Source organism: Pseudohaliea sp., assembly GCF_040217025.1.
Taxonomy (GTDB): domain Bacteria; phylum Pseudomonadota; class Gammaproteobacteria; order Pseudomonadales; family Halieaceae; genus Pseudohaliea.
Genome location: NZ_JAVJOA010000005.1, coordinates 15,402 through 36,222 on the forward strand (window position 1 = coordinate 15,402; position 20,821 = coordinate 36,222).

The following is a 20,821-nucleotide window of genomic DNA, read 5'->3' on the forward strand; positions in this document are numbered from 1 at the left end:
CATACTGGAACGCCAAACGAATACTCGAGACGGCTCGAAAATAGACTAACTGCAAGCCTCAACTGCACGCAATACAAGGAGCTCTGTCTCGATATTGCTCGACTTCGATGCGATTCGACTTCTGCGCGATTGGCCCCCGCGACGCCAACTCTCACCGCCCCGGCAAGCGATCACCGCAACATCCCCTATGTCTCCGCCAGAGTGCCCGCCTCTCGGCAAAGCGATGCCACTTCGTACGACCCCTATGCGGCGTCGACACGGCCCGAAGTGGATCGCTCTGGAGCGCCTCGCGGGTCCGGGGACCCCCAGGCCGCCACCGCCAGAACTCCTGCGCGCCAGAAATCCAATATCCCAGTTTTCCAGTTTCCCGAGGGGGGCGAGAGGGTAGGGTAGGTCGCCAGGATTTCTAGCATTCTGGGCTTCTGGGATCCTGGGCACCTGGCTAACTGCCCGGCATCAGCAGTCTCACCCCCACGCCTAGTGCACCGTACCCCCAGCACCGCTGCTATCCAGCGCTTCCTCCGCGATCGCCTTGCAGAACACACCGATCTCCCTGGCACTGACCGATGAGCGCTCCGTGTACAGCTGCACTGCCGTGCACAGCATCAGGTCCAGCGTGCGCTCCGCATCGATGCCCTCTTCTTCCATGGCTGCCCGCACCATCCGCTCCAGGAACAGATGCATCTTGGCGCCGATGCGGCTGTCCTGTTCTTGCTCCTCGGGGGAAATCAGATCGGGATCGGTGTCGTCGTGGTCGTCTGTCACGGCAGGGCGTCCTCCTTTCGCTTGACCACGCAGGCTACAGGTCTGCGGCCGCGGCGGCGAGGGCGGCACTGCCCGGTTGGCCACCAAAAAGTGAGGAAACGCATGCATCTAACTTAGAAGAACCTCCGGCCGATGGGTTGGAGTGCTCTACTGTGTGTCCCCTTTCCCACGACTCCCAGGAGGCCAGCTATGGCAACGCAACGCCGCTCGCGACGAGCGCGCAAGAACCCCACAGCCCCCGAAACCCCCACCGACGTCACGGCGACCCGCCAGGCGACCTGTCCCAGCCTCGGCTCGGGTACAAAGCTCGGCTATGAGATTGGTACTGATCCCGCCGGCACGCCCTGCGTCCGTCTCACCAGCAACGCCGGCGGCGGCTTCTTCTCCCAGGAGTGGATTGCCCTCCCGGCGATCCAGGCGGCGCTGGATGCCTGGCCCGAGGAATGGCGGCTGACCAGCTACGCCCTGGCGCCCCTGTTCCACGGGAAGTCAGCCAACAACCCGAGCTTCCTCGCCGCGGTCCTGGTAGCCGAGGGGGTGCTGCGGGTGAGGCCGGATCGCAAGCGCTATCTCGAACGCGCCGACCCCGTCGGGGGTTTTGGGGATTCCGGGGATTCCGTCGACCCGCCGGCCAAGAAGGCGGCGGCGAGAAGGCAGAAGACCTCGGGCAGCGCTTCGACCGCCCGCGGGCCGAAGCAAACCCCCACAACCCCAAAACCCCGCAAGCGTGGCCAGGCGCGCTGATCCCCCGGCTCTCCACCAGACCCCGCCTTTCTGCCCGATACCCTTTCACAGGGTCACTCCCCTCCGGCTAGCCATAGCCTCAAGTAAATCAACCAGTTAGCGAAGAGCTGCTCGCTGGCTTTTGCAATAGCGAACTTATACCGACCTTTCGGCGCTATGCCGGATTTTTCAGTTCCTTCAATCACTTACTGACAGCAGGCCCGCCTGTGACCCGTCTCTTGCTCTTGGCCGCACTGGCGCTGGGCTTCCTGTCCGGCTCGCTGTGGCTGTTCCTCGGCGCGCTCATCGGGTTGCACCTACGAGCGCACCCCACCCTCGCCCTGCTCCTGCTCGCAGGGGCCGGCATCTACATCCTCGACTAGCTCTGAAAAAGGAGATCACCCATGACAACCCTCGATAGCACCATCCTCGAAGCCATCGACCGTGCAACCCAGTGGGACCTGCCGGTGGAATGCTTCACGACCGTGGTCGCCGACGAAGTCCGTCGCCTGGCCGGCCTACCAGAAGACCGGGCCATTGCCGGTCAATCCCAGGAAGCCGTCTTCGACCTCTGCCACGGCTGAACGCCGTAGCCCCTCCCCCGCTGCGTCCGCAGCACCCCCCCTACAAGAAGCACCCAAAAGGAGAACCCTATGCCTCACCGCTCTCTGGCGGAGGTCGGCGCACGCCTGGAAGAAGCTGCTGCGCTCCTCCCCGACCCACCCACCGATCCCGAGGGGATCTTCGACCGCTACGAGCAGGTGGCAATCGCCATCCTCGATTCGGAGCACACGGACTTCGTGCCCGGCGAGCTCGAGGAATACCTCAACGTCCGGCTGTACCTGCGGCGCCTGGAACTCGGGCTGATCGAGTTCCCGGATCGGGACCACCAGTGACCCCCACCCTGCCCCCTGCGGGCAGGTCTTTTCCCCCACCCCCTTACCCCCCAGGAGAAACCCTATGAACAACATCGACCAGGGTCAGACCATCATCCGCACCGTGGTACCGGAGGAAGACCGCTGCCAGGTAGTGGAGGACCTGTTTGGTATCGACTTCCCCCTCCGCCTGGAGCCCCTGATCTTCCATATCGCTGGCACCATGGCCCCGAGCTATACCGGCGGCTACTGGGCGTTCTTCACGTTGAGCAACGGCGGCTTCTACCTGGCCCCGGAAGGGCCGGACCGCTACCTGGCGAGCAGTATGAACGGCTGGTCGGGCGGGCTGTCTGCAGATGCGCTGGGCATCACGGTCTGCCTGACCGCCTATAGTCATCTGTCCTTCGGTGGCCCGCCGGCCTTTGCGAGGCGGTGTGCCGAGCACTACCATCGGCTGCGGGACTACATGCTCGAGCATGGGGAGGCCGGGCCGATCCTGGCGGCGACGGACTGACTACGGCCCGCCGACACAAGTGAGCAGTCGTGGTGGCTAGGCGACAGTGAAACCCTGCAAATCTGCAAATCTGCAAATCTGTAGATCTCACCCCCACCTGCTTGCACCTAACACTCATGGTACGCCAGCACGTCACACCTTCGGCACAGATCTGCAGACTTTCAGATTTTCAGATTTGCAGATCTGCGCAGCCTCCCCAGCTACTCGGCGGTCCGCTAACCTGTAGGTCCCATGGAGAAACTGCTGTAGGGGCCTGCTATGTTCATTACGCTACAAGAGGCGATAGAAACACTGCTTCTTCGACATGCGAAGGCGAAGAGTGGCTTGCTACCTGGGCTACCAGAACGGCTAGTGAAAGCATACCGCGAACAACCCACCCATTCTGTGGGCGGCGCGGAGTTCACGCTTTCACTGGTCCCCTTCGGTCATGTGCTCGACGAGCTTAGAACCTTGGAAAGAAGGTACTGGCTAGCAGTCGAACGAGAAGTTGATCACATGCTGGCCGGCAACAAGACGCAGCTGCGCTTCGTGGCCGGCATTTCAACGCCCCCCAAGGACACCCAGGTTACTCGACCATCAATGCATGAGTTCGCGCTACGTGAATGCGGCGACAACGTCAGTGAATGGGAAGCGCCGACGGCGCACATGGCAGAGCGTAGTAGCACTTCAGCCCTCAGGCTAGGACGCAAGGACCGCGCGACCGCCCGCATGCTCGCCTTAGCAGCAAGGGAGGTTGCATCTCGAGGTCCCAAGTATAGCAAGGCAGACCAGACGCCCAACCAGTTAAGCGTAGCGAATCTTTGGCTGCACCATTTACGTGAAACTGAAGACGACAGCGACCTCTCCGCGGACAACATCAGCCGCCATATCAGCGAGGGTCTGAAAGAGCTCTAACCCATCATCGGGAGTTTTGGTATTCCCGACGGGAGTTTCACCAAAGCGGCAACAAATACACTGAACTAGAGCTGTCCGATCAATCTGAGGATAGCTCCATGAACGTTGACAATTCCCTGACCGCAGCTCTGGCTGCCTTTGACGCCGGCTTTGCACCGATCCCGGTGCGGCCTGGCACCAAAAAAACCGCCGTCCGCTGGGACCCCTGGCTGCGCGATCTGTCGAAGGCGTCCATCGAGCGGCACTACGGCATGCACCCAGACCATGACCTAGGCATCATCGCCGGAGAACGGGTTCTTGTGCTGGACGCGGACACGCCGGAGGGCGTGCAAGCACTCAAAGAGCTTGAAGCTTTCCTGGAGCTCCGCCCCATGGTCATCACCAAGACCAAGCGCGGCGAGCACCACTATTTCGGACTGCGAGATGGCGTTTTCGCTAGGTCCGACGCGCCCGATAAGGCAGGCCACCCCGAGCGCTTTGACGTGAAGACGGGGCGAGCCCTGGTGGTGACACCACCCTCCCCCGGCAAAACCTACGCGCGCTTTGAGATCAGCCATGTCAGCCAGTTGACGGCACTGACGCAAGAGGAGGTAGACGCGATTTTTCGGCACAATGGGCGTTCCGCCCCGCGCCCCCAGCCGGCTTCGGGCACGGACCCCGACAGTAGCCTACCCTGCGCAACAGAAACGGCCGCCGCCCTTGAATTCGAGGGGGCCATCCCCCGGGTGAAGGCGTTACTGTCGCATATCGACCCGGACCTCGGTTACCAAGACTGGTTCCGGGTAGCAGCATCCCTGCATGCAGAGAGTGGTGGTAGTGCAGAGGCATTCAATCTGTTCGATGCGTGGTCGGCTCGGGGCACCAAGTACCCCGGGCGGGTCGACCTTGAAAAGCTATGGCAGCGACTGGGACGGTACGCGGGCCGGAGGGTGACGCTCGCCACCCTCGCGCACCTTGCCCGTGAGCATGGTGCAAACCTTTCAAGGATCGCTGACGAGCACATCGAAGCATCTCCATTCGAGAACCTCGGCACGACCGTGGTGGATGATAGCCACCAGGCACCGGTTGGAGACAACCAAGCAGACGACCCTCACCTATTGCTGCGCTTTTCCCTGAAGGGCCATAGCGAGGCTCTGCGCAAGGAAATGGCGGAAGCAGTACCCCTACCATGGGACTTGGCACTGGTCGGGCAATGGACGATCTGGTTCGCCCCGCCGAACTCCGGCAAGACACTCATCGCACTAAGCCTCTGCATCAATGCAACGAGCTCGAGAGTCGTCGACCCCGAATGCATGTTCTACCTCAATGCAGATGATTCCTCTCAGGGCATCACCACCAAAGTGGGCATCGCTGAGCAGCACGGCTTCCACATGGTGGTCCCCGGCTACCGCGACTTCCGGGTGAAGAACCTGCCTTCGCTACTCGTAAGTCTGAGCCGTTCTGGGCAAGCACGGGGCACTGTGGTCGTCCTAGACACCCAGAAAAAGTTCACAAGTGTGATGAACAAGGAGGAGGCCGCAGCCTTCGGACGTGTAGCCCGGGAGTTCATCACCCAGGGCGGGACCCTGCTGGTGCTGGCGCATACGAACAAGCGGCGGGACGCGGATGGAAAACTGGTGTACGCGGGCACGACAGATGCACTCGAGGATGCTGACTGCGCTTTCGTGATCGACATCCTCCGCGATGAGGACGACCGCCGCACCATTCAGTTTGAGAACATCAAGGCCCGCGGTCCCGTCGCGCGCAAGGCCGCGTTTGAATATAGCACCCGCCGCGACCAAACGTACGCCGAGCTTCTTGGCTCCGTTCGATCACTCGCGCCCGCGGACCTGGAGCAGCTAGAGCAGGAACAGCTGCGCGAGGCAGCGCATCCACAGGATTTAGTGGGACTGATCGAGGATCACATCCAAAGAGGCTACACGACGAAGATGCAGCTCGTTGAGACCATTGCCGCCCGCAGCGACTACGGCCAACACCGCGTACGCCGGACACTCGAAGCCCTCACCGGCGACGACCCCCTAATCCACCGCTGGAGGGTTACCAAGGGCGAAAAGGGCCGCATGACCTATGAGCTGCTGCCGGCAGAACCGCCCGATGAAGACGACTTCGACCCCAACGACGACGAGGATGTGTACTGACCGGACGCCGACTGCCCGCAGCCACGATATGCCCAACGGCCTAGACAGGAGACTGACCATCATGCCCAGAACGAAACTGACGCAACATTTCATCGACACGCTCCCCCCACCGCCGGGGGAGCGCACTGCCATCGAGTACAACGATACCGACCTGCCGGGTTTCCATATCCGGGCGAGCGCCAGCTCCTCGGTCGGCACCTTCGTGATGAGCTACAAGGACGGCGGCAACCGCCGGCGCCACGTCCGGATCGGCAGGACGAACGAGCTCACCCTCAAAGAGGCCCGGCAACGGGCTATGGCCATCAAGGCCGATGTGCTGCGGGGGGATGACCCGGCTGCTGCCCTCAAGGAAAAGCAGGCCATCCCGACCCTGGGCGCCTTCCTCGAGCAGCAGTATCTGCCCTACAGCCAGCGCACCAAGCGGAGCTACATCTCCGACGAGTCCATCTGCCGGCTACGGGTCATCCCCGAATTCGGCCCGGTCCGCATGGACAAGCTCACCCGGAAGCAGCTCGTCGCCTTCCACCAGCGCCTCCTCGATGAGGGCCTCGCCCCGGCCACCTGCAACCACTACGTCAAGCTCATCCGGGCCGCCTACAACAAGGCGATGGAGTGGGAGGTGGTGACCCGGAACCCCGCGGCAGGCATCAAGCTGTTCCACGAGGACAACCAGGTCGATCACATCCTGACCGATGAGGAGCTCGGCAGGCTGCTGCGGGTGTTACGCACCGACCCTAACCGCGCCGTGTGCAGCGTCTGCCTGTTCCTCCTGGCGACCGGGGCACGCAAATCCGAGGCGCTCTATGCCCGCTGGGAGCACATTGATGAGGCCGCTCGCCGCTGGACGATCCCCTCGACCACGGCAAAATCGCGCAAGGTGCGGTCGGTGCCCCTCAATGACACGGCCCTCGCGGTGCTGCAGTCCCTCCCGGGGCGGGAACGTGGCGGCTGGCTATTCCTGAGCAGCCGGGGGGACCGCATGACCTGCATCAGCAAGGTCTGGAAGCGCCTCCGCAAGGCCGCTGGCCTGCCTCACCTCCGCCTCCACGACCTGCGGCACTGCGCAGCGTCCATGCTCGTGAACAGTGGTCGCAGCTTGTACGAGGTCCAGGCCCAGCTAGGGCATGCGTCCCCGATCATCACGCAGCGCTATGCGCACCTCTCGACGGCCACAATGCAGGAAGCGGCGAACAGCATCGACACGGTGCTGGACCGCGCAGCGAAGGCGGCCGAGAGCCAGGAGGACGTGGGCGAGACCGAGGAGGCCCAGGAAGCAGCATCGTGACCGACAGGGGGGCATAGTCCCCCCTTTCTCAGCTTATCCAGGAGTCCCGGTATCGCCCGCACCCCGCGGGGCGCTATATAAAGCCGCAACCACCCTACCGGGATTTTCCCCTCCCCCAGCACTACCGGCTCCTGCAAGGGAGCCCTACCGAAAAAGCCCGGCAACCCCCTTGCGCTACCCCGACCCCAAAGTAAATTCAGATGCAAAGATAACTCGACGGAGACTTCGCCTATGTCCTCGCTGACCCTCACCCCGGCCCGCTGGGTCGCTATCGCCTGTGCCCTGCTCATCGTCGTCGCCTCCTGGTGGGGCGTCCTGGATGAGCAGTCGGAGGCCTACCTCGACGACGCCCTGACCACCGGGGCCGTCGTCTACGCCACCGCCCGCATGATCAACGCCTCCGTATCGCTGCTACAGGGCACGGAATTCAACCCCATGGTCATGACGATCTCGGCGGGCGAGGTGCTCGACCCGATCAACGACCTCATAGAACGGTTCTCGGCCATCCTGGTCGTTGCCCTGGGCTCCCTGGCACTCCAGCAGATCTTCCTGACAATCTTCTCCCATGCCGGCTTCAGCCTCCTGCTAACGGTTAACCTGCTCGTGCTGCTGCTTTGCACGCTCACCCCCCTTGCCCCCTACTTCCGGCCGGCGTTCCGGTTCCTGGTGGTCACTGCCGCTATCCGGTTTGCCCTAAGCCTCACCGTGCTGGCGAGCGCGGCGGTGGACCAGGTGTTCCTGGCAGAGGCGGATCAGGCGCGGCACGCGGGCATGCAGGAACTGAGCTCTGAACTGGCCACCATGAGCGCCGCAGACCCCGGTGCACCGACGCAAGCGGATGTCGATGGCATCGAGGAGCGCCTTGCTGGGCTACGCAGTCTCATGGCCGACAGGCAAGCGCGGGTGGATGGGCTGCTGAGTGACCAGGGCTTCAAGGAGGCAGAACTTACGGCCGCCCGGCAAAACCTCCCGCTGGGTTGTCAGTACAACCCTTTCTGTGACGAGGGCCAGCGGGTTGCCCAGCTGGACACGGAGAAGGACGCCATCGAGTTCGAGCTGCTGGGGGCAAAGCGGCTACTTCGCGACAGCGAGGATGACATCGATAGCCAGGAGGCCGCCCTCAACTGCGCTCGTCTGCTCCGCGCCGGGGAGCCCTGCTCCTTCTGGGGCCTGGCGAAGAGCTGGGTATCGCCCACCGAGTGGACCAAGCGTTTCGAGCGGCTCGAGGTCGCGATGAACGACTATGCGACGAACATCATCGCACTGCTGACTTCAATGCTGGTGAAGACCGTGCTGATCCCCGTCTTGGCGCTGTATGTGCTGGGGGCGGTGGTGCGTGGGGGCCTCCGGCGGACAATCTAAAATGCGTGACTATGCGCTCGGAGCCGAATCGCTACTGAAACAAGACGGTCATGTTGCCCCCTCCACCAAACACCATCGCACCTACAGCCAACACAACAATTGCACCCGTCGCGGCTCACCGACCCGACACAAGCTTGATAGCTAGCTCGACTTGGTTCTTGGTCCCCGTTTTTCGAAAAGCGCTCTTCAGGTGCGACCTAACTGTGTTGGGAGACAGGTTCAGGATTGCAGCGGTAGAGACAGCATCACCATTCTTACAGAGGCTCGCGCAGACTTGGGCTTCTGCCGGGGTGAGCTCAAATTGACTTTGAAGATAGGCGAGCGGTGTATCACCTGCATCCGGCCGCTGCTTTAACGTGACCATCCATCTACGGCCCGTTCCTCTCTTCGCTGCCGTTGATCCGAGCCTACTTACATCAATCTGCCACACTGGCGCCATGTCTGCGTCGTCGAACTGCGCGCCATCTACAGCCACGGCGCTCACCAGCAGGTTCCACCAGCTTTCAAATTTGCCTTGCTCGTGGGTGGTCCTGCCGACAGAAAACACACCATCTCGGTCGTTTAATGCTTTGCTGTTGTGGAGCAAGGTTCGGGCAGCCGCGTTGCAGAACGTAATGCGCCTTGCATCATCAATCAGCACAATTGCCTGCGGCAGCTTGTCTGCAGACTGCTCGAATATCTGCTTTGTCTCCTGTGCATGATCGAGCAACTCCAGCACGTGTATGACACGTGCCATGTGCCGTTGGTAAAGTTCCGCGCGTTTGACATTCTCACGGGTGTACTCACCAGCTTCCCGAGCTCGAGAGGAGGTGAATGTCATCCAGCGCTGACCCTTTCCAGCCGCGATCCAGCCCATGGTCCATCGGACGCCAAGCGGCTCAAGAACCGATCTGTAGTACTCCGTTCTCTTGAGTTCCTCGAAGGGCAGGACATCGTCGTTGATCAGCACCTTGCCGTCCAAGAGATCGGCTAAGCCCGCTGTTATCAGAGGGTTTTCGATCTGCCCCGCGTCACTAGAGTAACTATCGAATACCTCCTGAATCGCTATTGCCTGCCCTGAGTCCAACGCCACAACCTCAGTATCGCTGACCTGACCCGTAATTGAATCGTAATGGAACATCGCGCCGCCTGGGTCACCCTGGAGCTCAAGAAACCGCTTCACAGAATCCATGAGGGTGGCCTCACGGGTCGTTGCCGCATAGGCCAGTTCGATCAGCTCCAAATCTTCATCAAGCAATTGTCCGGCCTCCATGTATGTTTCTAGCACTCATGATCAACAACGAGGAAGCAAACCCGCTACTTGACCCACAGATTCGGCGTGTCCTGCTTCATAACGATACGAGCGATTAGATGGCCAAGATCAAGGGCATAGCCACGTCCTCGTAAGGAGCACTGGATCCGAGAAAGCTGGAAGCAAGCTGTGCAGCCAGTAAAGGACTTGCGGTAGAAATCTCACCCAGATGAGTGATGCGACTTTGTAGAGTTAGGCCCATGTTCTCTTGCAACTGCAATGAAATTGAGTTCCTCGAAGCGGATTCATGATTAGCTTGGTTTGGATGTGGACATCGCATACGTGCCAAGAGTTCATGGTCAGAGTGATGCCACGGATAATCATCGGCGGATTTGGTAATGGAAAAAGAAATTCACAAGCTCACAAGCAGCAAATCACACCGCGACACCTCCGCAGAAAGAGCTCGATGGGCAATGAACCGATCGAAAACACTTGCTCGACGGTCCGTATGTGTTCAGAAACCTGCTTGTCAGCTTACTTCATTTCTAAACCTCCCACTGTTTCTCGTCGTCGCGCTATTTTCTGCAACTGCTACCTTCTCTGAAAGGACTTATTCAGGTACAAACCTATCCTCAATTGAACTCGCTGGGCGATTACACGTGCCATTTGGGTATGCTGAGGGATATAACAACCGAGGGCTAGACGTAACGTTGAGCTGGAATAAGGTGGTGGAGGCTGAGGGAATCCTCATCTACGCTTGCTGGGGCCCTGACGTAAATTTAGAGTGTAGTCTAGCGGCGAGTTTGCGGAACGAGGCAGGCATCACAACTACAAGAGTCCAGGATAACGATATTGGCTCTTGGGCAACCGGACGGCGAATTTTTTATGAAATTCGATTCTATCCCGACATCAATGGAACAGACTATTACTGGGACCAATGGCATCCCCCGGGCATGGTGCCCGTACCCGGGCGCCCAATGGCCAACGTGGATATTGGCCTGGGTTCTGTTGACAACCGCCCAGGAAGTGATGTGTCCCGGGACTGTGCAACGGGACAAATAAGCTTCGACATCGTAGCCCAACCCGAAGTCGGGTTCGCTAACAATATTCGAATATGGAAACGAAATCGAACACTCGGACTGAAAGGCCAGAAAAATTGGACGATTGTTCAACGTAATGATTGTAGGTTTCCTCGTAGCGTTGCACCCTTTGACGGTGACGGCCCGTTCGGGCCGCCCCCGGATCCCGATGAAATGTACGTGAGTGATTGCAGTATCAATCAGGATTTCGTCGACAATAATGCACCTGCGCAGTTCAGTTTCGGCTACCGTGTCAGGCAGTGCTCTGCGTCGGGAAATTGCCTAAGGTCATATGAGACAGTCGTGCCTGCTTGCTCAGACTCTAATTCGGCCGGTAACTCGCTGGAGGTAGGTAAGGTCTCGTTGGACTCAAATGCGAATGGTGTAGTGATCTCTTGGCCATCGGTGCCTGGCGCGAGTGCATATCGAATTCAGAAAAAGCTTCCTGGAAGGAGTTTCACGTTCCTCACCCGTGTGACGGATGTATCATTCTTGGACACGGGGATCGCACTAAAGGGTGTTCGTGAGTATCGAGTAAAAGCATGTGATCAGGGGCAGTGCGGAGCTTGGAGCAAGCCTGCCAGCATCGATCTATCAAACGAAGGCTCTGGCGGTCGCGTGCCTGACCGGCCTGGTCCGGTAAGTGCCGCGCTCGGCGCAAATCAATCGATCCTTGTTACGTGGGCACAGAAAGATAATGCCGGTAGCTACGCTGTCTTTCGGCGAGAAGATGGCGGGAAGATGTCGCGAGTCGCCAAGAAACCCGGCCCTGCAGAATTCATCGATAACGCCGTCAAGGGCGATAGTACCTACTCTTATTATGTAAGGGCTTGCAACTCAAGCGGCTGCGGGAAGTTTGCAGGCCCAAGTAATGCCGTTACTGTCCTTGCGAATAGTAATGAGGGTACCGACGGCGCGCAGACCCTCGCCAAATGGATTGAAGATTGCGAGTCGAGCCCTATCGACGAGGGATTCGTGCGCAAGCTGTCAGCCTCACGCCAGTATCGGGTGGCGAATACGGAGGGAGTTTTCGCGAACTCTCGAGTAAACGTTGGATTTGCCAGCTTCGACTTATCGCTAGAATACGTAAAGGATGCGAGCGAAACCAGCCAGTCAATAGACGGATATGTTTACAGTACTGTGTCTGATTTTCGTCCAGAAGTTCCCGGTTTCGCGACTGAACGTTTTGAGTTAGAGCTGTGGTTGAGGGAACTCAACATCCCTGACTCAACTATAGATTGCGTACCCCGTTGGCAGTATGACAAGGACGGGCCGAAAGACCCTGAGCGTCAATGCATTTTTGGCTCATTTGAAAGAACCGCAATGGGTGAACCTAGCGACATCGACATTCGCGGTGACACATTTGATTTAGAGTTCGAGTTGGTCGGACGTTGCGATTTCACCCGAGGAGCCGTTCAGTGAGTAGTAGGAACCCCTGGGTCTTGCTCTGACACCTGATAGCAGGGTTGCCCAGTTGGACACGGAGAAGGACGCCATCGAGTTCGAGCTGCTGGGGGCAAAGCGGCTACTTCGCGACAGCGAGGATGACATCGATAGCCAGGAGGCCGCCCTCAACTGCGCTCGCCTGCTCCGCGCCGGGGAGCCCTGCTCCTTCTGGGGCCTGGCGAAGAGCTGGGTATCGCCCACCGAGTGGACCAAGCGTTTCGAGCGGCTCGAGGTCGCGATGAACGACTATGCAACGAACATCATCGCACTGCTGACTTCAATGCTGGTGAAGACCGCGCTGATCCCCCTCATGGCGCTGTATGTGCTGGGCACATTGGTCCGCGGTGGGCTCAGGCGGACGTCGAGCTAGCATATGCCGCGCACCTACCTCGGCTGGATTCGTCACCATTTCGGGGTCTCGACCCCAGGAGAATTGCCTACTTCACGGCCCTACCCCTAGCTAGGGGGCATGCTTGTATCTGTGCAGAGGTCAGTATGTCGTGGGCATGTAGCGATCGGCACTCGTTCATGCTATTGATTGGCCGTGTTCATCGCCACTTCGAGCAATAAGTGTTCCGGTCGCTATTCTCAAAAAACAAGCCAACACCGGCCTCGAAAGCACGTCAGCCTGGCGCACTCACACCCAGCGACCGACTGAATGTATTGGACAGGAAGCGCGCGCTGCTTCGGTGGAGGGACCAGCAAGAACTGCGGGTGGAATCGGTCCTACGCCAGAACCTCCCCGGTCTCAAGCAAGAAGTCTGGGATTGGGTCACCGCTCTGCCAACGGGGAAGTTTTTCTTCAAGCAACGTCACTGGCTCAAAGAGCTAGCGGAAGAGGTCGTCGAACCTTGGGTCGAGGTTCAGACTGTCGATATCCTCCGCGTCGCCTCCAGCGAGGGAATAGCAGTGGTGAGCCAACGAGGCGGGATCTACGAGTCGGAGCATTCACTTGAGGGAGACAGAAGTCTTCAGCAGGTGACCGACCTAGCCGGGTCATTGGGCCCGATTGCAGCGGGATTCATCGCCATGCCATCAGCAATCTCGGCCTCTGTCACTTCAGCTGGTGGACTCCTCGGGCTGTTTGGCATCACCGCGATGGTTTGGCCTGCCGCACTGCTTGGTGTGACCCTGATAGGCGGGGCGCTCATCTTCGGCGGCAGTCGATTGGCCTCATACAGGGAACGCGCAAATCGCAGGGCCCACGAGAAGATCTGCTCGCACCTCGACTCGATGATCTTAAAGGGTAGTGAAGAACGGCCAAGTCTGAATCAGGCGCTGCAAGAGGTGATACGGACGACGGCTGGCGAACAACTGGGGACTTCTGCATGACGGCTGCCCGGTACCTTTTTCAGATACCCGACCAATTCCAAGCAGCGCACAGCATGGGCGACCTGGTTCGTTACGGCACAATTCTGAAGGATGCCGGTACCGGGAAGATCGTCGCGCACGTTCAGGAAACCGGGCTCGCCGGAAAGGCTTTGAGTACGCTGGGCGGTGGCCCGTTCGGCCCCGTCTCGTCTATCTCATCAATCGTCGCAAACGTTCAGCTGGTCAAGATTCAAGGCATGCTGGCATTCATGCAGGCCCTGCAGTTCGCCACACTGGGCGCAGCAGTTGCGGGCATCGGCGTGAGTGCAGCTGGCTTCGCCTCACTAAACAAAAAGGTGGCGGCAGTTGGTGAATCCATCCAAGACTTTAGAGCCGCGGTGGAAATCGAGTTTGAGCGCCTCGCGAAAGCCAGGATACGCGACATGCTGGCGTCCCTGCACGGCCACCTATCCGTCGCCGAGCAGAACTTTTTGTCAGGTGCCGGTAACGACGAGTGGCAACGGGTTGGAAGACAGTTCATTGAAGCCAGCGAGCCATTTCGCCTAGAGCTGGAGCATGAACTCGACCAGAACGTCCTGGATGCGACGCTCCTTCACACGCTCATCGGAGCCTGGTGCTTGAGCAATAACTCCGCCACCCGGGCGTTTCTGCTAGCCGACGACCTCCGTGGTGCTGAAGTGCACGCACGCACCGTCTCGGAAAAATACGATTCAGCGTTCGACGAATTGAGCCCAGTGAGGCTTGCGCAGTTGTTGAATGAGCCGCATCACAGCGAAAGGCAATCCGCCTCCAGCATCATAGATAGCCAGAACAAAGCTCAGGAGATGGTCGACTTCGTCCGGGAAGTGCAAGAAACCGCGGCGGCGGCGCCATTCCTTATCGAAACTCTGCATGCAAGGCGCCTGTCTGGGAGGGAGTATGTACTAGCTGCCGAAAATGAAGAACGGGCACCGCTCGTGCTACTTCCGAACGCCTGACCCTCGATCGGGCATCGGATTCCACGATCTCATGGCACTGCAGCTACGGGGAGGTGATGGCGGCCTACAAGGCCACGGATGGAAACTGAAAATCTGAAAATCTGAAAATCTGAAATCATCACGATAGCCCTCGGTTGTTTTTTCCATTGGTTTCTTGCAGTTACCATAGCCCTGCGCCCTACCCCCGCCAGCTCTATATGAATTGCCCCAAAACCGCCTGGACTTGATCCGCCCGACAACACCGGAGTCAGCCAACTCGAAGTGGCCAGGGGCTGGAAAAATCATTAGTTTTCTTCGAGTTAGTTGCCTACTGTCAGCGGCGCTAGTGTCCGTCGGCCGCAGGCAAACAACCGGAGCCTCGAATGGTGCGCGGAACCTAGGCTAATCATCAGGGCTGCCAAGAAAATCATCGACTTATCCAAAGACTGCATAACAACTCAGGACCCCAGGTTTTCAGGTTTTCAGGTTTTCAGGTTTTCAGATAGCGAATATAGATCTCCTATCCGAAGCCAAGCGGCATCAGAACTGGGGAACTGAAATCTTGGAAGACTAATAAGCTAGCTACAATTATCAGACGAGGCGCTCCCGGGAACATCGGTAAAATGGCCACGCTAAGCATGACAGCTGCGGGGACTAAAAAAGCGTGGCAACCCTACCCTAAGAGCGAGACATGTCGACATCGACATGAGGACCGTTGAAAAACACAACGGAGTGATATTCACTTGATCTTGCAGCCATCGCCATAAGGATTTTTCGTGCTTACTCGCCTCGCATTGATTGTTCTCTTAATATTACTCACTCCATATGTAATTGCTGAAGAAAAAACTTGTAGCCAGTGGGGTGAATCAAATCGCGTTGATGAGTACCGGATTGACAAGCTGTTTATCAAGGCATATGTGAGTCGCGGGAACTGCGCATGCACTACTCCCAATCAGGCGACCCTCATCGTCAGTGGAATCATCAGCATGGATAGCTCCTATGCCATCAGTAAGATCATACAAGGGCTGAATCTCTGTCCTCTACCCTCTGATCCGGGTCCGGGTGATCGATTGCGAGTTACGCTTGATTCACCTGGAGGAGAGATAATTCACGGGTTATATCTAGGGGAACTCCTCAGAAACTACGGAGCACTTACTATCGTTCCCAACGGAAAGACATGCGCATCCTCTTGCGCCCTGGCATTCCTCGGGGGCTCACACCGGCACTTTGAGTATGGCGCTAAGCTGGCGCTGCATGCACCCTACACAGTTGGGGAGGATGGAAAAATCACCTGTCATAGTTCAGGGAAAGTTGCTGATGGGCTAAAACAGTATTTACTGGAAATGCTAGGCCCCGATTATGCAGAAATAGTATTCGACAGAATGATGTCCTACTGCTCCCGGCAGGAGGCTTGGACTATCACGGGCACAAAGGCAGCGCACTTGTACGGCATAGTGAGCGAGCCCGGCTGGTGGTGAGCTCCCGCCCAGCCCCCTTCTGCTTCATCCCGGAAAGCGCTGGGGGTCAGATGCCCCAGTTTTAGAGATTTCGGGCGCCCCAGTTTGGTCTCTTCGAAGTGTCTGAAAAGCGGGCTACCACCCGAGGAAGCTGGTTCATCGGCAGCAGGACGACCTCCACAGTGGAAACCTCTGGCAGGAATACATGCAGGGGGCATCTACCAGTAATCTCGTCAGCGACCTGGCCGCAAGGTTAAGCCTGGCCTAGCCGGGGCTTGATTTCCTCACTCAGGCGCAAGAATCTCAGTCATGGTTCCGTTTAGGGAGCGCAGCCATGACACGCCAAGATCTCTATGAACTGGTCTGGTCCAAACCGGTGACCCACATCGCCAAGGACTATGGCGTCTCCGATGTCGCCATCAAGAAGCACTGCAAGAAGCATGATATCCCGACGCCTCCGGTCGGCTACTGGATGAAGATTGCCCATGGCAAGAAGGTGCGCCAACCGAAACTGCCTACCAAGGACACGCCCGCGGATGCAATCGTGGATCTCTACCCAAGGGAGCCTTACCGCAACCATTACGAAGATCAGGAAGGCCTTCCCATCACTGAGGCTGAGCGCACCGCCCTGGAAACCGCCTGCCAGGTTCCAGAGGAGCTACCCAAGAAACCGCTGCCTGTAGTGGTCGACCTGCGCCGAGCCCTGCGGGAGGTCCATGAGAACACCAATGGCCAAAGGGTCATCGGCGACATCTACAGCCCACATATCACATTGGGCAAGGAAGCCACCGATCGCTTTTCGATACTGCTCTTTGCCCTCGCTTCGGGTGCTGCTACCCGTGGGCACTCCTTTAGGTACGAAGAGGAGCACCTTTGCTGGTCGTTCGAGGGAGAGAGCTTCCGGATCTATGTGAAGGAGCCACTCCGGAAAGAACCGCACGAACCGACGGCACGGGAGCTGAAGGAGCAGGCCGAGCGTGACGAGTATCGCAAGCGCTACCCGCAGGACTACTACAGCGATCGCAAGGTCTATCGCATCTGGGACTACTTCCCCTCAGGCAGGCTCTCAATAACCATCAAGGATGCATGCGGCCATGGTTACCGCAGCGCAACTATCACGCGTCAGTGGCGGGATACCTCGAAGCACAAGGTCGAGGATCGCTTGACCGATATGATCCTGTGGGCCGAAGCCGTAACCCCGGCTCTGCGAGAGAAGCGCCTGGACCTGGAGGCGCAAGCACGAGCCGCTGCAGAAGCCGAAGCAGAGCGCCAACGTAGGCGGGAACGAAGGCGCCGGGCCGAGAGACTCGAAAAGCGCATACTCGAAATGGCCAGGCTCGTGCGCTCCCGGGCGGACGTGCTGGCACTCCTCGCGTATCTAGAAACGAAGGCCGACGATGAGGCATGGGCCATCCAGTGGCTGCAGAAAGAGATCGCTGCCTATGCCATCGAAGTCGAAAAGGCACTGAACCTCGGAGGAATCAAGAAGCTGCTTCGGGAGCTGGATATCGATGAGGAGTCTCCGCTGCTCATGACAGCGTTGTCCGAGACCGGGCCCGAGCCGGATTATGGGTGGTGATCACCTGACGCCAAGGATCCTGCCCTACTACTGTATCACCATGCCACAATCATGGCTGGTCAGATTTACAGGCTTCTCGAAGAACGATGAAAGCTAGCTCCTTGTTATCTACATTCCGCTCCTACGACCCTACTGGGGACCGAGTGGAGGCCATTCGATAGCGCCAAAGCCGTGCATCGCCGACGCTCCAAAGTCCGGCTCAACTGTCTGCGCCCAAGATATCAAACCGCGCACGTGATGATAGATTCCAGAAATCGAAGTCCGTTGCGCAGCGGCGTGTACAGAAGGCCCGTGGGTGGCGCTACGTAAGAAGTGAAGGTGAAGTCTAATCTTGTCTTTGTAGTCCCGCGGCAAACGCGGTCGATCACTGTCTACCAGCATCCCTAATACAATTCGTCTAGAGCCCGGACCACGAATAGCTGTTTTCCTATGGTTAGGCTTGAACCCACCCTCATTAAGCGACTTGAGAACCAATCTCTTAAAACGCCTAATCTCAGAGATATCTTTTCTGTCCTTGCACGAGAATGCGAGGTCATCTGCGTAACGTGTGAATCTAAAACCGTGGTGCTCTGCGAGCTCTTGCAGAGTTGCGTCCATTGTATACATCACTAGATTCGATAGCATGGGACTCGTCGGGGCACCCTGAGGTAAGACTCCCTCATTTCTGCATTGATATAGCGGTATAACGGGCCAACGTCTCGACGGATCGGGACGACCATCGACCCGGTCGATCGCGAACGTCGCCAACCGTGCGAACTCGAACGATAGCAGCTTGGGAAACCCTATATCTTGGAATACCCTCGTGACCCTTCTCTCCGAGATACCATGAAAAAAATCCTCTACATCCACTTTGAGTAGCCAAGAACACCCGCAGTGCGCAGCAGCGGCCTCATAGGGTCGGCAATCAGGATGGAATGCGTGGCTTGTAGGATGCGGTGTGGTGAACTGAAGGATATTGTTCACGATCCACTTTTGAAGATGCATCAAAGAAGGCGCGGGGACACTAATCATTCGAGCCCCACGCCCGCCCGGGACTCGTTTCTTCAGGTAGAAGTGTTTGTATGGCTCGAGACGTCGGCCTACGAGGGCTCGAAGGTATTGGTATGGGGTGTCTGATAGGTATGCAAGATGCCTGAGCGTCAGGACCGGAGTAATTCGAGGGTCTGTTGTTCGGATACGCTCAAAAGTTCGAACCGCATTAACAAGGACGGACTCATCAACCCCTTGGCGGCGCCCCTCTGTGAGGTAGCGTTGAGAGCCCGGCGACGGCACCTACTTTGACCCACTCCGGTGGGTGCTACCGCGGATCGCGACGAAGGCATCGCATGCCGCGATGCGCGGTATCGCGCAGCGTGTAAATCTCGCTCCGCTGATCGAACGCGGGAAATCCCACGCTCCAGGTCCCATAAAGACCAGTCGCTGCCTAGACAGCGCATTCCTAGGTCCCATCACCGGGCCCTCAACTGCGTTGGATAGTAGACGATTTTCTCTCCTTGGAGAACAACTGGACTGCGCGCGCGACGATTACGTAGTCTTTGGAGCTCCGCCCGACCCAGCGCTGTAAGGTTGACCTCACGCGTCGTCCACTTTGCGATTTCTGTGTGCTCTACGATTTCTTTCACGACCTCCAACCGCAAATGGGTCCTAGCCGAAATTTGGTCCAGCGTACGAGCGCCCGCACCAATCGCTGCTAGAACCAGCATCGTTTCAATCCACCGGGCCCCAAGGGACGTCTCGAGGTAGTCTTCAGCGTTGCGTAACTTTAGAAAGCGCTTTGCCCTGATTGCAATATCTTCATTGTTCGTTCCAGGAAATTCCCGAATGGCTCCAAGCGTGCTTCGCCCTGTGAACAGCGGTGTCCATTGACCGCGGCCACTGTGCAATAAGGGGGGGGCGTTGTTAGGCACTCCATGCTCAAACGCGATCAATGCCCCGACCGAACCATAACCAAGTGGAAACTGATGATTCGGCGGATACTTTTTGCATAGTTGGTTTACCCCGGTGCGTGACGAGCGACTAAAAACGCTACGAATTGTAGGGCATCCCGCTACCGTGATTACCTCCGGGCGTAAACGGTTAGTCTTGACCCGCTGAATACCCCCTTCGGTCCCCGAATAAGCTACTACATAAAAATCGATATATTGAAAAGAGCGCCAACTCCGCACGGTCGCGACGCCACGAAACGCCTCAAGCATCTGCCAAATTCGTTTACCCGAGCCGATAAAGTCGGTTATAACAATAATGGGACCCGCCCTACGCCTTCGCAACTCGTCGGGCCCCGGATGGTCTAGCGCACTACCGCGATAATGGCGACAAAGGTTCGTAATCAGGTTTGCGACGATGCCTTCGCTGCCAACCGCAGGACGATCAGGATCGAAAAGGATCGGGGTTGGTCCAGCCCCGACCGCACGACCATGTCGAGCGCCCGCAAATATCGGTTGAACCTGGCCATCACGACACTCGACTTCCCTCTCCGCATATAGCGCCAGTGGTCTGTTAGCTTCCCCCCGGTCGAGTATTTCATCAATACTGCTCGCGATACTCTGGAAAAATTCGCTAGCGCTCACAAGCAGCACTTCATCGATAAGTGAAACTGCCGTCTCTCGCTCTTCATCTGAAAAACGAGTTAGCCAGTCACGCGCTGCTTCGCTACTGGATAACATTTCCACACCACACGGTATCTTTCTTCGCAGATTATCAGCCCACATGCCGCATGCAGCAAACCTAATTCCTTTCACCTACTAGCACCTAAACCTGAGCGAAAATCGACGACCGAACAAAGCTCCGTGGGTCCTAGGCGATTGCAGGCCATCGGGCATTGGAGTCGCCGGGTTAGGCTGACGAGGAAGCCCTCGGTTCGGACTCCGTTCGGAGTTCGGGTCGGAAAATCCCTTACCGCTCTTACACTTACCGCCCCAGGTCGGCCCCTCCCCCACCGCCAGGGTCGGCATACGGTTCGGGTTCGGGCGCGCAGGGCAAAATCTGTAGATAAAAGCGTTAAAAATGTGTAACTTAGTGCCTATATGTCGTGATTATCTTCCATCCTGTTAATCAGTGGGTCGCTGGTTCGAGCCCAGCAGGCGGAGCCAAATTCCGAGAGGAGACAGGGGGTTACAGCGATGTAGCCCCTTTTTTTCGTCCGGGGGTCATGCCCCGGCAGCCACCAGTTACCTACAGCAACGGGA

The 20,821-nt window shown here is 58.1% G+C and carries 19 protein-coding genes; 15 read left to right on the forward strand and 4 right to left on the reverse strand.

The window, feature by feature from the left end:
• Positions 1-477: 477 nt before the first annotated feature.
• On the reverse strand, positions 478-765 hold the full coding sequence (locus RKE50_RS03340) for a hypothetical protein (RefSeq protein ID WP_350034416.1): 288 nt from the start codon (positions 763-765) through the stop codon (positions 478-480).
• Positions 766-954: 189 nt separating this feature from the next.
• Between RKE50_RS03340 and RKE50_RS03345 the strand changes: the two genes are divergently transcribed.
• The 9 genes from RKE50_RS03345 (at position 955) to RKE50_RS03385 (ending at position 8,556) form a co-directional block, all read left to right on the forward strand.
• On the forward strand, positions 955-1,509 hold the full coding sequence (locus tag RKE50_RS03345; protein ID WP_350034417.1) for a hypothetical protein: 555 nt from the start codon (positions 955-957) through the stop codon (positions 1,507-1,509).
• Between the two features lie 206 nt (positions 1,510-1,715).
• Complete coding sequence (locus RKE50_RS03350; protein ID WP_350034418.1) at positions 1,716-1,871, forward strand: hypothetical protein; 156 nt, start codon at positions 1,716-1,718, stop codon at positions 1,869-1,871.
• Positions 1,872-1,892: 21 nt separating this feature from the next.
• Positions 1,893-2,072: a hypothetical protein gene (locus tag RKE50_RS03355; protein ID WP_350034419.1), complete on the forward strand. Its 180-nt coding sequence runs from the start codon at positions 1,893-1,895 to the stop codon at positions 2,070-2,072.
• A gap of 69 nt (positions 2,073-2,141) precedes the next feature.
• The gene (locus RKE50_RS03360) at positions 2,142-2,384 is read left to right on the forward strand and encodes a hypothetical protein (protein WP_350034420.1); all 243 of its coding nucleotides are present in this window, start codon (positions 2,142-2,144) and stop codon (positions 2,382-2,384) included.
• A 64-nt stretch (positions 2,385-2,448) separates the two neighbouring features.
• On the forward strand, positions 2,449-2,877 hold the full coding sequence (locus RKE50_RS03365) for an antirestriction protein (protein ID WP_350034421.1): 429 nt from the start codon (positions 2,449-2,451) through the stop codon (positions 2,875-2,877).
• Between the two features lie 258 nt (positions 2,878-3,135).
• The gene (locus tag RKE50_RS03370) at positions 3,136-3,771 is read left to right on the forward strand and encodes a hypothetical protein (RefSeq protein WP_350034423.1); all 636 of its coding nucleotides are present in this window, start codon (positions 3,136-3,138) and stop codon (positions 3,769-3,771) included.
• Positions 3,772-3,869: 98 nt separating this feature from the next.
• Positions 3,870-5,909, forward strand: coding sequence for a PriCT-2 domain-containing protein (locus tag RKE50_RS03375; RefSeq protein ID WP_350034425.1), 2,040 nt, complete (start codon positions 3,870-3,872; stop codon positions 5,907-5,909).
• Between the two features lie 61 nt (positions 5,910-5,970).
• Positions 5,971-7,194 carry a site-specific integrase gene (locus RKE50_RS03380; RefSeq protein ID WP_350034426.1) on the forward strand — a complete coding sequence of 408 codons (1,224 nt, stop codon included), beginning with the start codon at positions 5,971-5,973 and terminating at the stop codon, positions 7,192-7,194.
• Positions 7,195-7,425: 231 nt separating this feature from the next.
• Positions 7,426-8,556 (forward strand): hypothetical protein, encoded by a 1,131-nt coding sequence (locus tag RKE50_RS03385; RefSeq protein WP_350034427.1) that lies wholly within the window; start codon positions 7,426-7,428, stop codon positions 8,554-8,556.
• A gap of 115 nt (positions 8,557-8,671) precedes the next feature.
• On the opposite strand, the gene RKE50_RS03390 is transcribed toward RKE50_RS03385, so the two are convergent.
• Positions 8,672-9,808, reverse strand: coding sequence for a helix-turn-helix transcriptional regulator (locus RKE50_RS03390; protein WP_350034429.1), 1,137 nt, complete (start codon positions 9,806-9,808; stop codon positions 8,672-8,674).
• A 956-nt stretch (positions 9,809-10,764) separates the two neighbouring features.
• On the opposite strand from RKE50_RS03390, the gene RKE50_RS03395 reads away from it, so the two are divergent.
• From RKE50_RS03395 to RKE50_RS03420, 6 genes are all read left to right on the forward strand, one after another.
• Positions 10,765-12,288, forward strand: a complete 1,524-nt coding sequence (locus RKE50_RS03395) for a fibronectin type III domain-containing protein (RefSeq protein WP_350034430.1) — start codon at positions 10,765-10,767, stop codon at positions 12,286-12,288.
• A 52-nt stretch (positions 12,289-12,340) separates the two neighbouring features.
• Entirely contained in the window at positions 12,341-12,682 is a 342-nt protein-coding gene (locus RKE50_RS03400; RefSeq protein ID WP_350034431.1) for a hypothetical protein, read from the forward strand.
• Between the two features lie 344 nt (positions 12,683-13,026).
• Positions 13,027-13,644, forward strand: coding sequence for a hypothetical protein (locus RKE50_RS03405; RefSeq protein ID WP_350034433.1), 618 nt, complete (start codon positions 13,027-13,029; stop codon positions 13,642-13,644).
• A 53-nt stretch (positions 13,645-13,697) separates the two neighbouring features.
• Complete coding sequence (locus RKE50_RS03410) at positions 13,698-14,621, forward strand: hypothetical protein (RefSeq protein ID WP_350034435.1); 924 nt, start codon at positions 13,698-13,700, stop codon at positions 14,619-14,621.
• Between the two features lie 755 nt (positions 14,622-15,376).
• Positions 15,377-16,078 carry a hypothetical protein gene (locus RKE50_RS03415; protein ID WP_350034436.1) on the forward strand — a complete coding sequence of 234 codons (702 nt, stop codon included), beginning with the start codon at positions 15,377-15,379 and terminating at the stop codon, positions 16,076-16,078.
• A 313-nt stretch (positions 16,079-16,391) separates the two neighbouring features.
• Positions 16,392-17,636 (forward strand): hypothetical protein, encoded by a 1,245-nt coding sequence (locus RKE50_RS03420; protein WP_350034437.1) that lies wholly within the window; start codon positions 16,392-16,394, stop codon positions 17,634-17,636.
• Positions 17,637-17,765: 129 nt separating this feature from the next.
• Here RKE50_RS03420 and RKE50_RS03425 read toward each other — a convergent pair whose 3' ends face one another.
• Positions 17,766-18,647 (reverse strand): reverse transcriptase family protein, encoded by an 882-nt coding sequence (locus RKE50_RS03425; protein WP_350034438.1) that lies wholly within the window; start codon positions 18,645-18,647, stop codon positions 17,766-17,768.
• A 437-nt stretch (positions 18,648-19,084) separates the two neighbouring features.
• A complete protein-coding gene (locus RKE50_RS03430) occupies positions 19,085-20,299 on the reverse strand; it encodes a phosphoribosyltransferase-like protein (protein ID WP_502937867.1) in 1,215 nt (404 codons plus the stop codon).
• Between the last annotated feature and the right edge of the window lie 522 nt (positions 20,300-20,821).

What these genes read in the sequence shown, in the direction of transcription:
- RKE50_RS03390 (WP_350034429.1), bottom strand. Translation starts at nt 9,808, where the DNA reads ATGGAGGCCGGACAATTGCTTGATGAAGATTTGGAGCTGATCGAACTG.
- RKE50_RS03365 (WP_350034421.1), top strand. Translation starts at nt 2,449, where the DNA reads ATGAACAACATCGACCAGGGTCAGACCATCATCCGCACCGTGGTACCG.
- RKE50_RS03425 (WP_350034438.1), bottom strand. Translation starts at nt 18,647, where the DNA reads ATGATTAGTGTCCCCGCGCCTTCTTTGATGCATCTTCAAAAGTGGATC.
- RKE50_RS03395 (WP_350034430.1), top strand. Translation starts at nt 10,765, where the DNA reads ATGGCCAACGTGGATATTGGCCTGGGTTCTGTTGACAACCGCCCAGGA.
- RKE50_RS03360 (WP_350034420.1), top strand. Translation starts at nt 2,142, where the DNA reads ATGCCTCACCGCTCTCTGGCGGAGGTCGGCGCACGCCTGGAAGAAGCT.
- RKE50_RS03410 (WP_350034435.1), top strand. Translation starts at nt 13,698, where the DNA reads ATGGGCGACCTGGTTCGTTACGGCACAATTCTGAAGGATGCCGGTACC.
- RKE50_RS03355 (WP_350034419.1), top strand. Translation starts at nt 1,893, where the DNA reads ATGACAACCCTCGATAGCACCATCCTCGAAGCCATCGACCGTGCAACC.
- RKE50_RS03345 (WP_350034417.1), top strand. Translation starts at nt 955, where the DNA reads ATGGCAACGCAACGCCGCTCGCGACGAGCGCGCAAGAACCCCACAGCC.
- RKE50_RS03380 (WP_350034426.1), top strand. Translation starts at nt 5,971, where the DNA reads ATGCCCAGAACGAAACTGACGCAACATTTCATCGACACGCTCCCCCCA.
- RKE50_RS03370 (WP_350034423.1), top strand. Translation starts at nt 3,136, where the DNA reads ATGTTCATTACGCTACAAGAGGCGATAGAAACACTGCTTCTTCGACAT.
- RKE50_RS03430 (WP_502937867.1), bottom strand. Translation starts at nt 20,299, where the DNA reads ATGTTATCCAGTAGCGAAGCAGCGCGTGACTGGCTAACTCGTTTTTCA.
- RKE50_RS03420 (WP_350034437.1), top strand. Translation starts at nt 16,392, where the DNA reads ATGACACGCCAAGATCTCTATGAACTGGTCTGGTCCAAACCGGTGACC.
- RKE50_RS03375 (WP_350034425.1), top strand. Translation starts at nt 3,870, where the DNA reads ATGAACGTTGACAATTCCCTGACCGCAGCTCTGGCTGCCTTTGACGCC.
- RKE50_RS03385 (WP_350034427.1), top strand. Translation starts at nt 7,426, where the DNA reads ATGTCCTCGCTGACCCTCACCCCGGCCCGCTGGGTCGCTATCGCCTGT.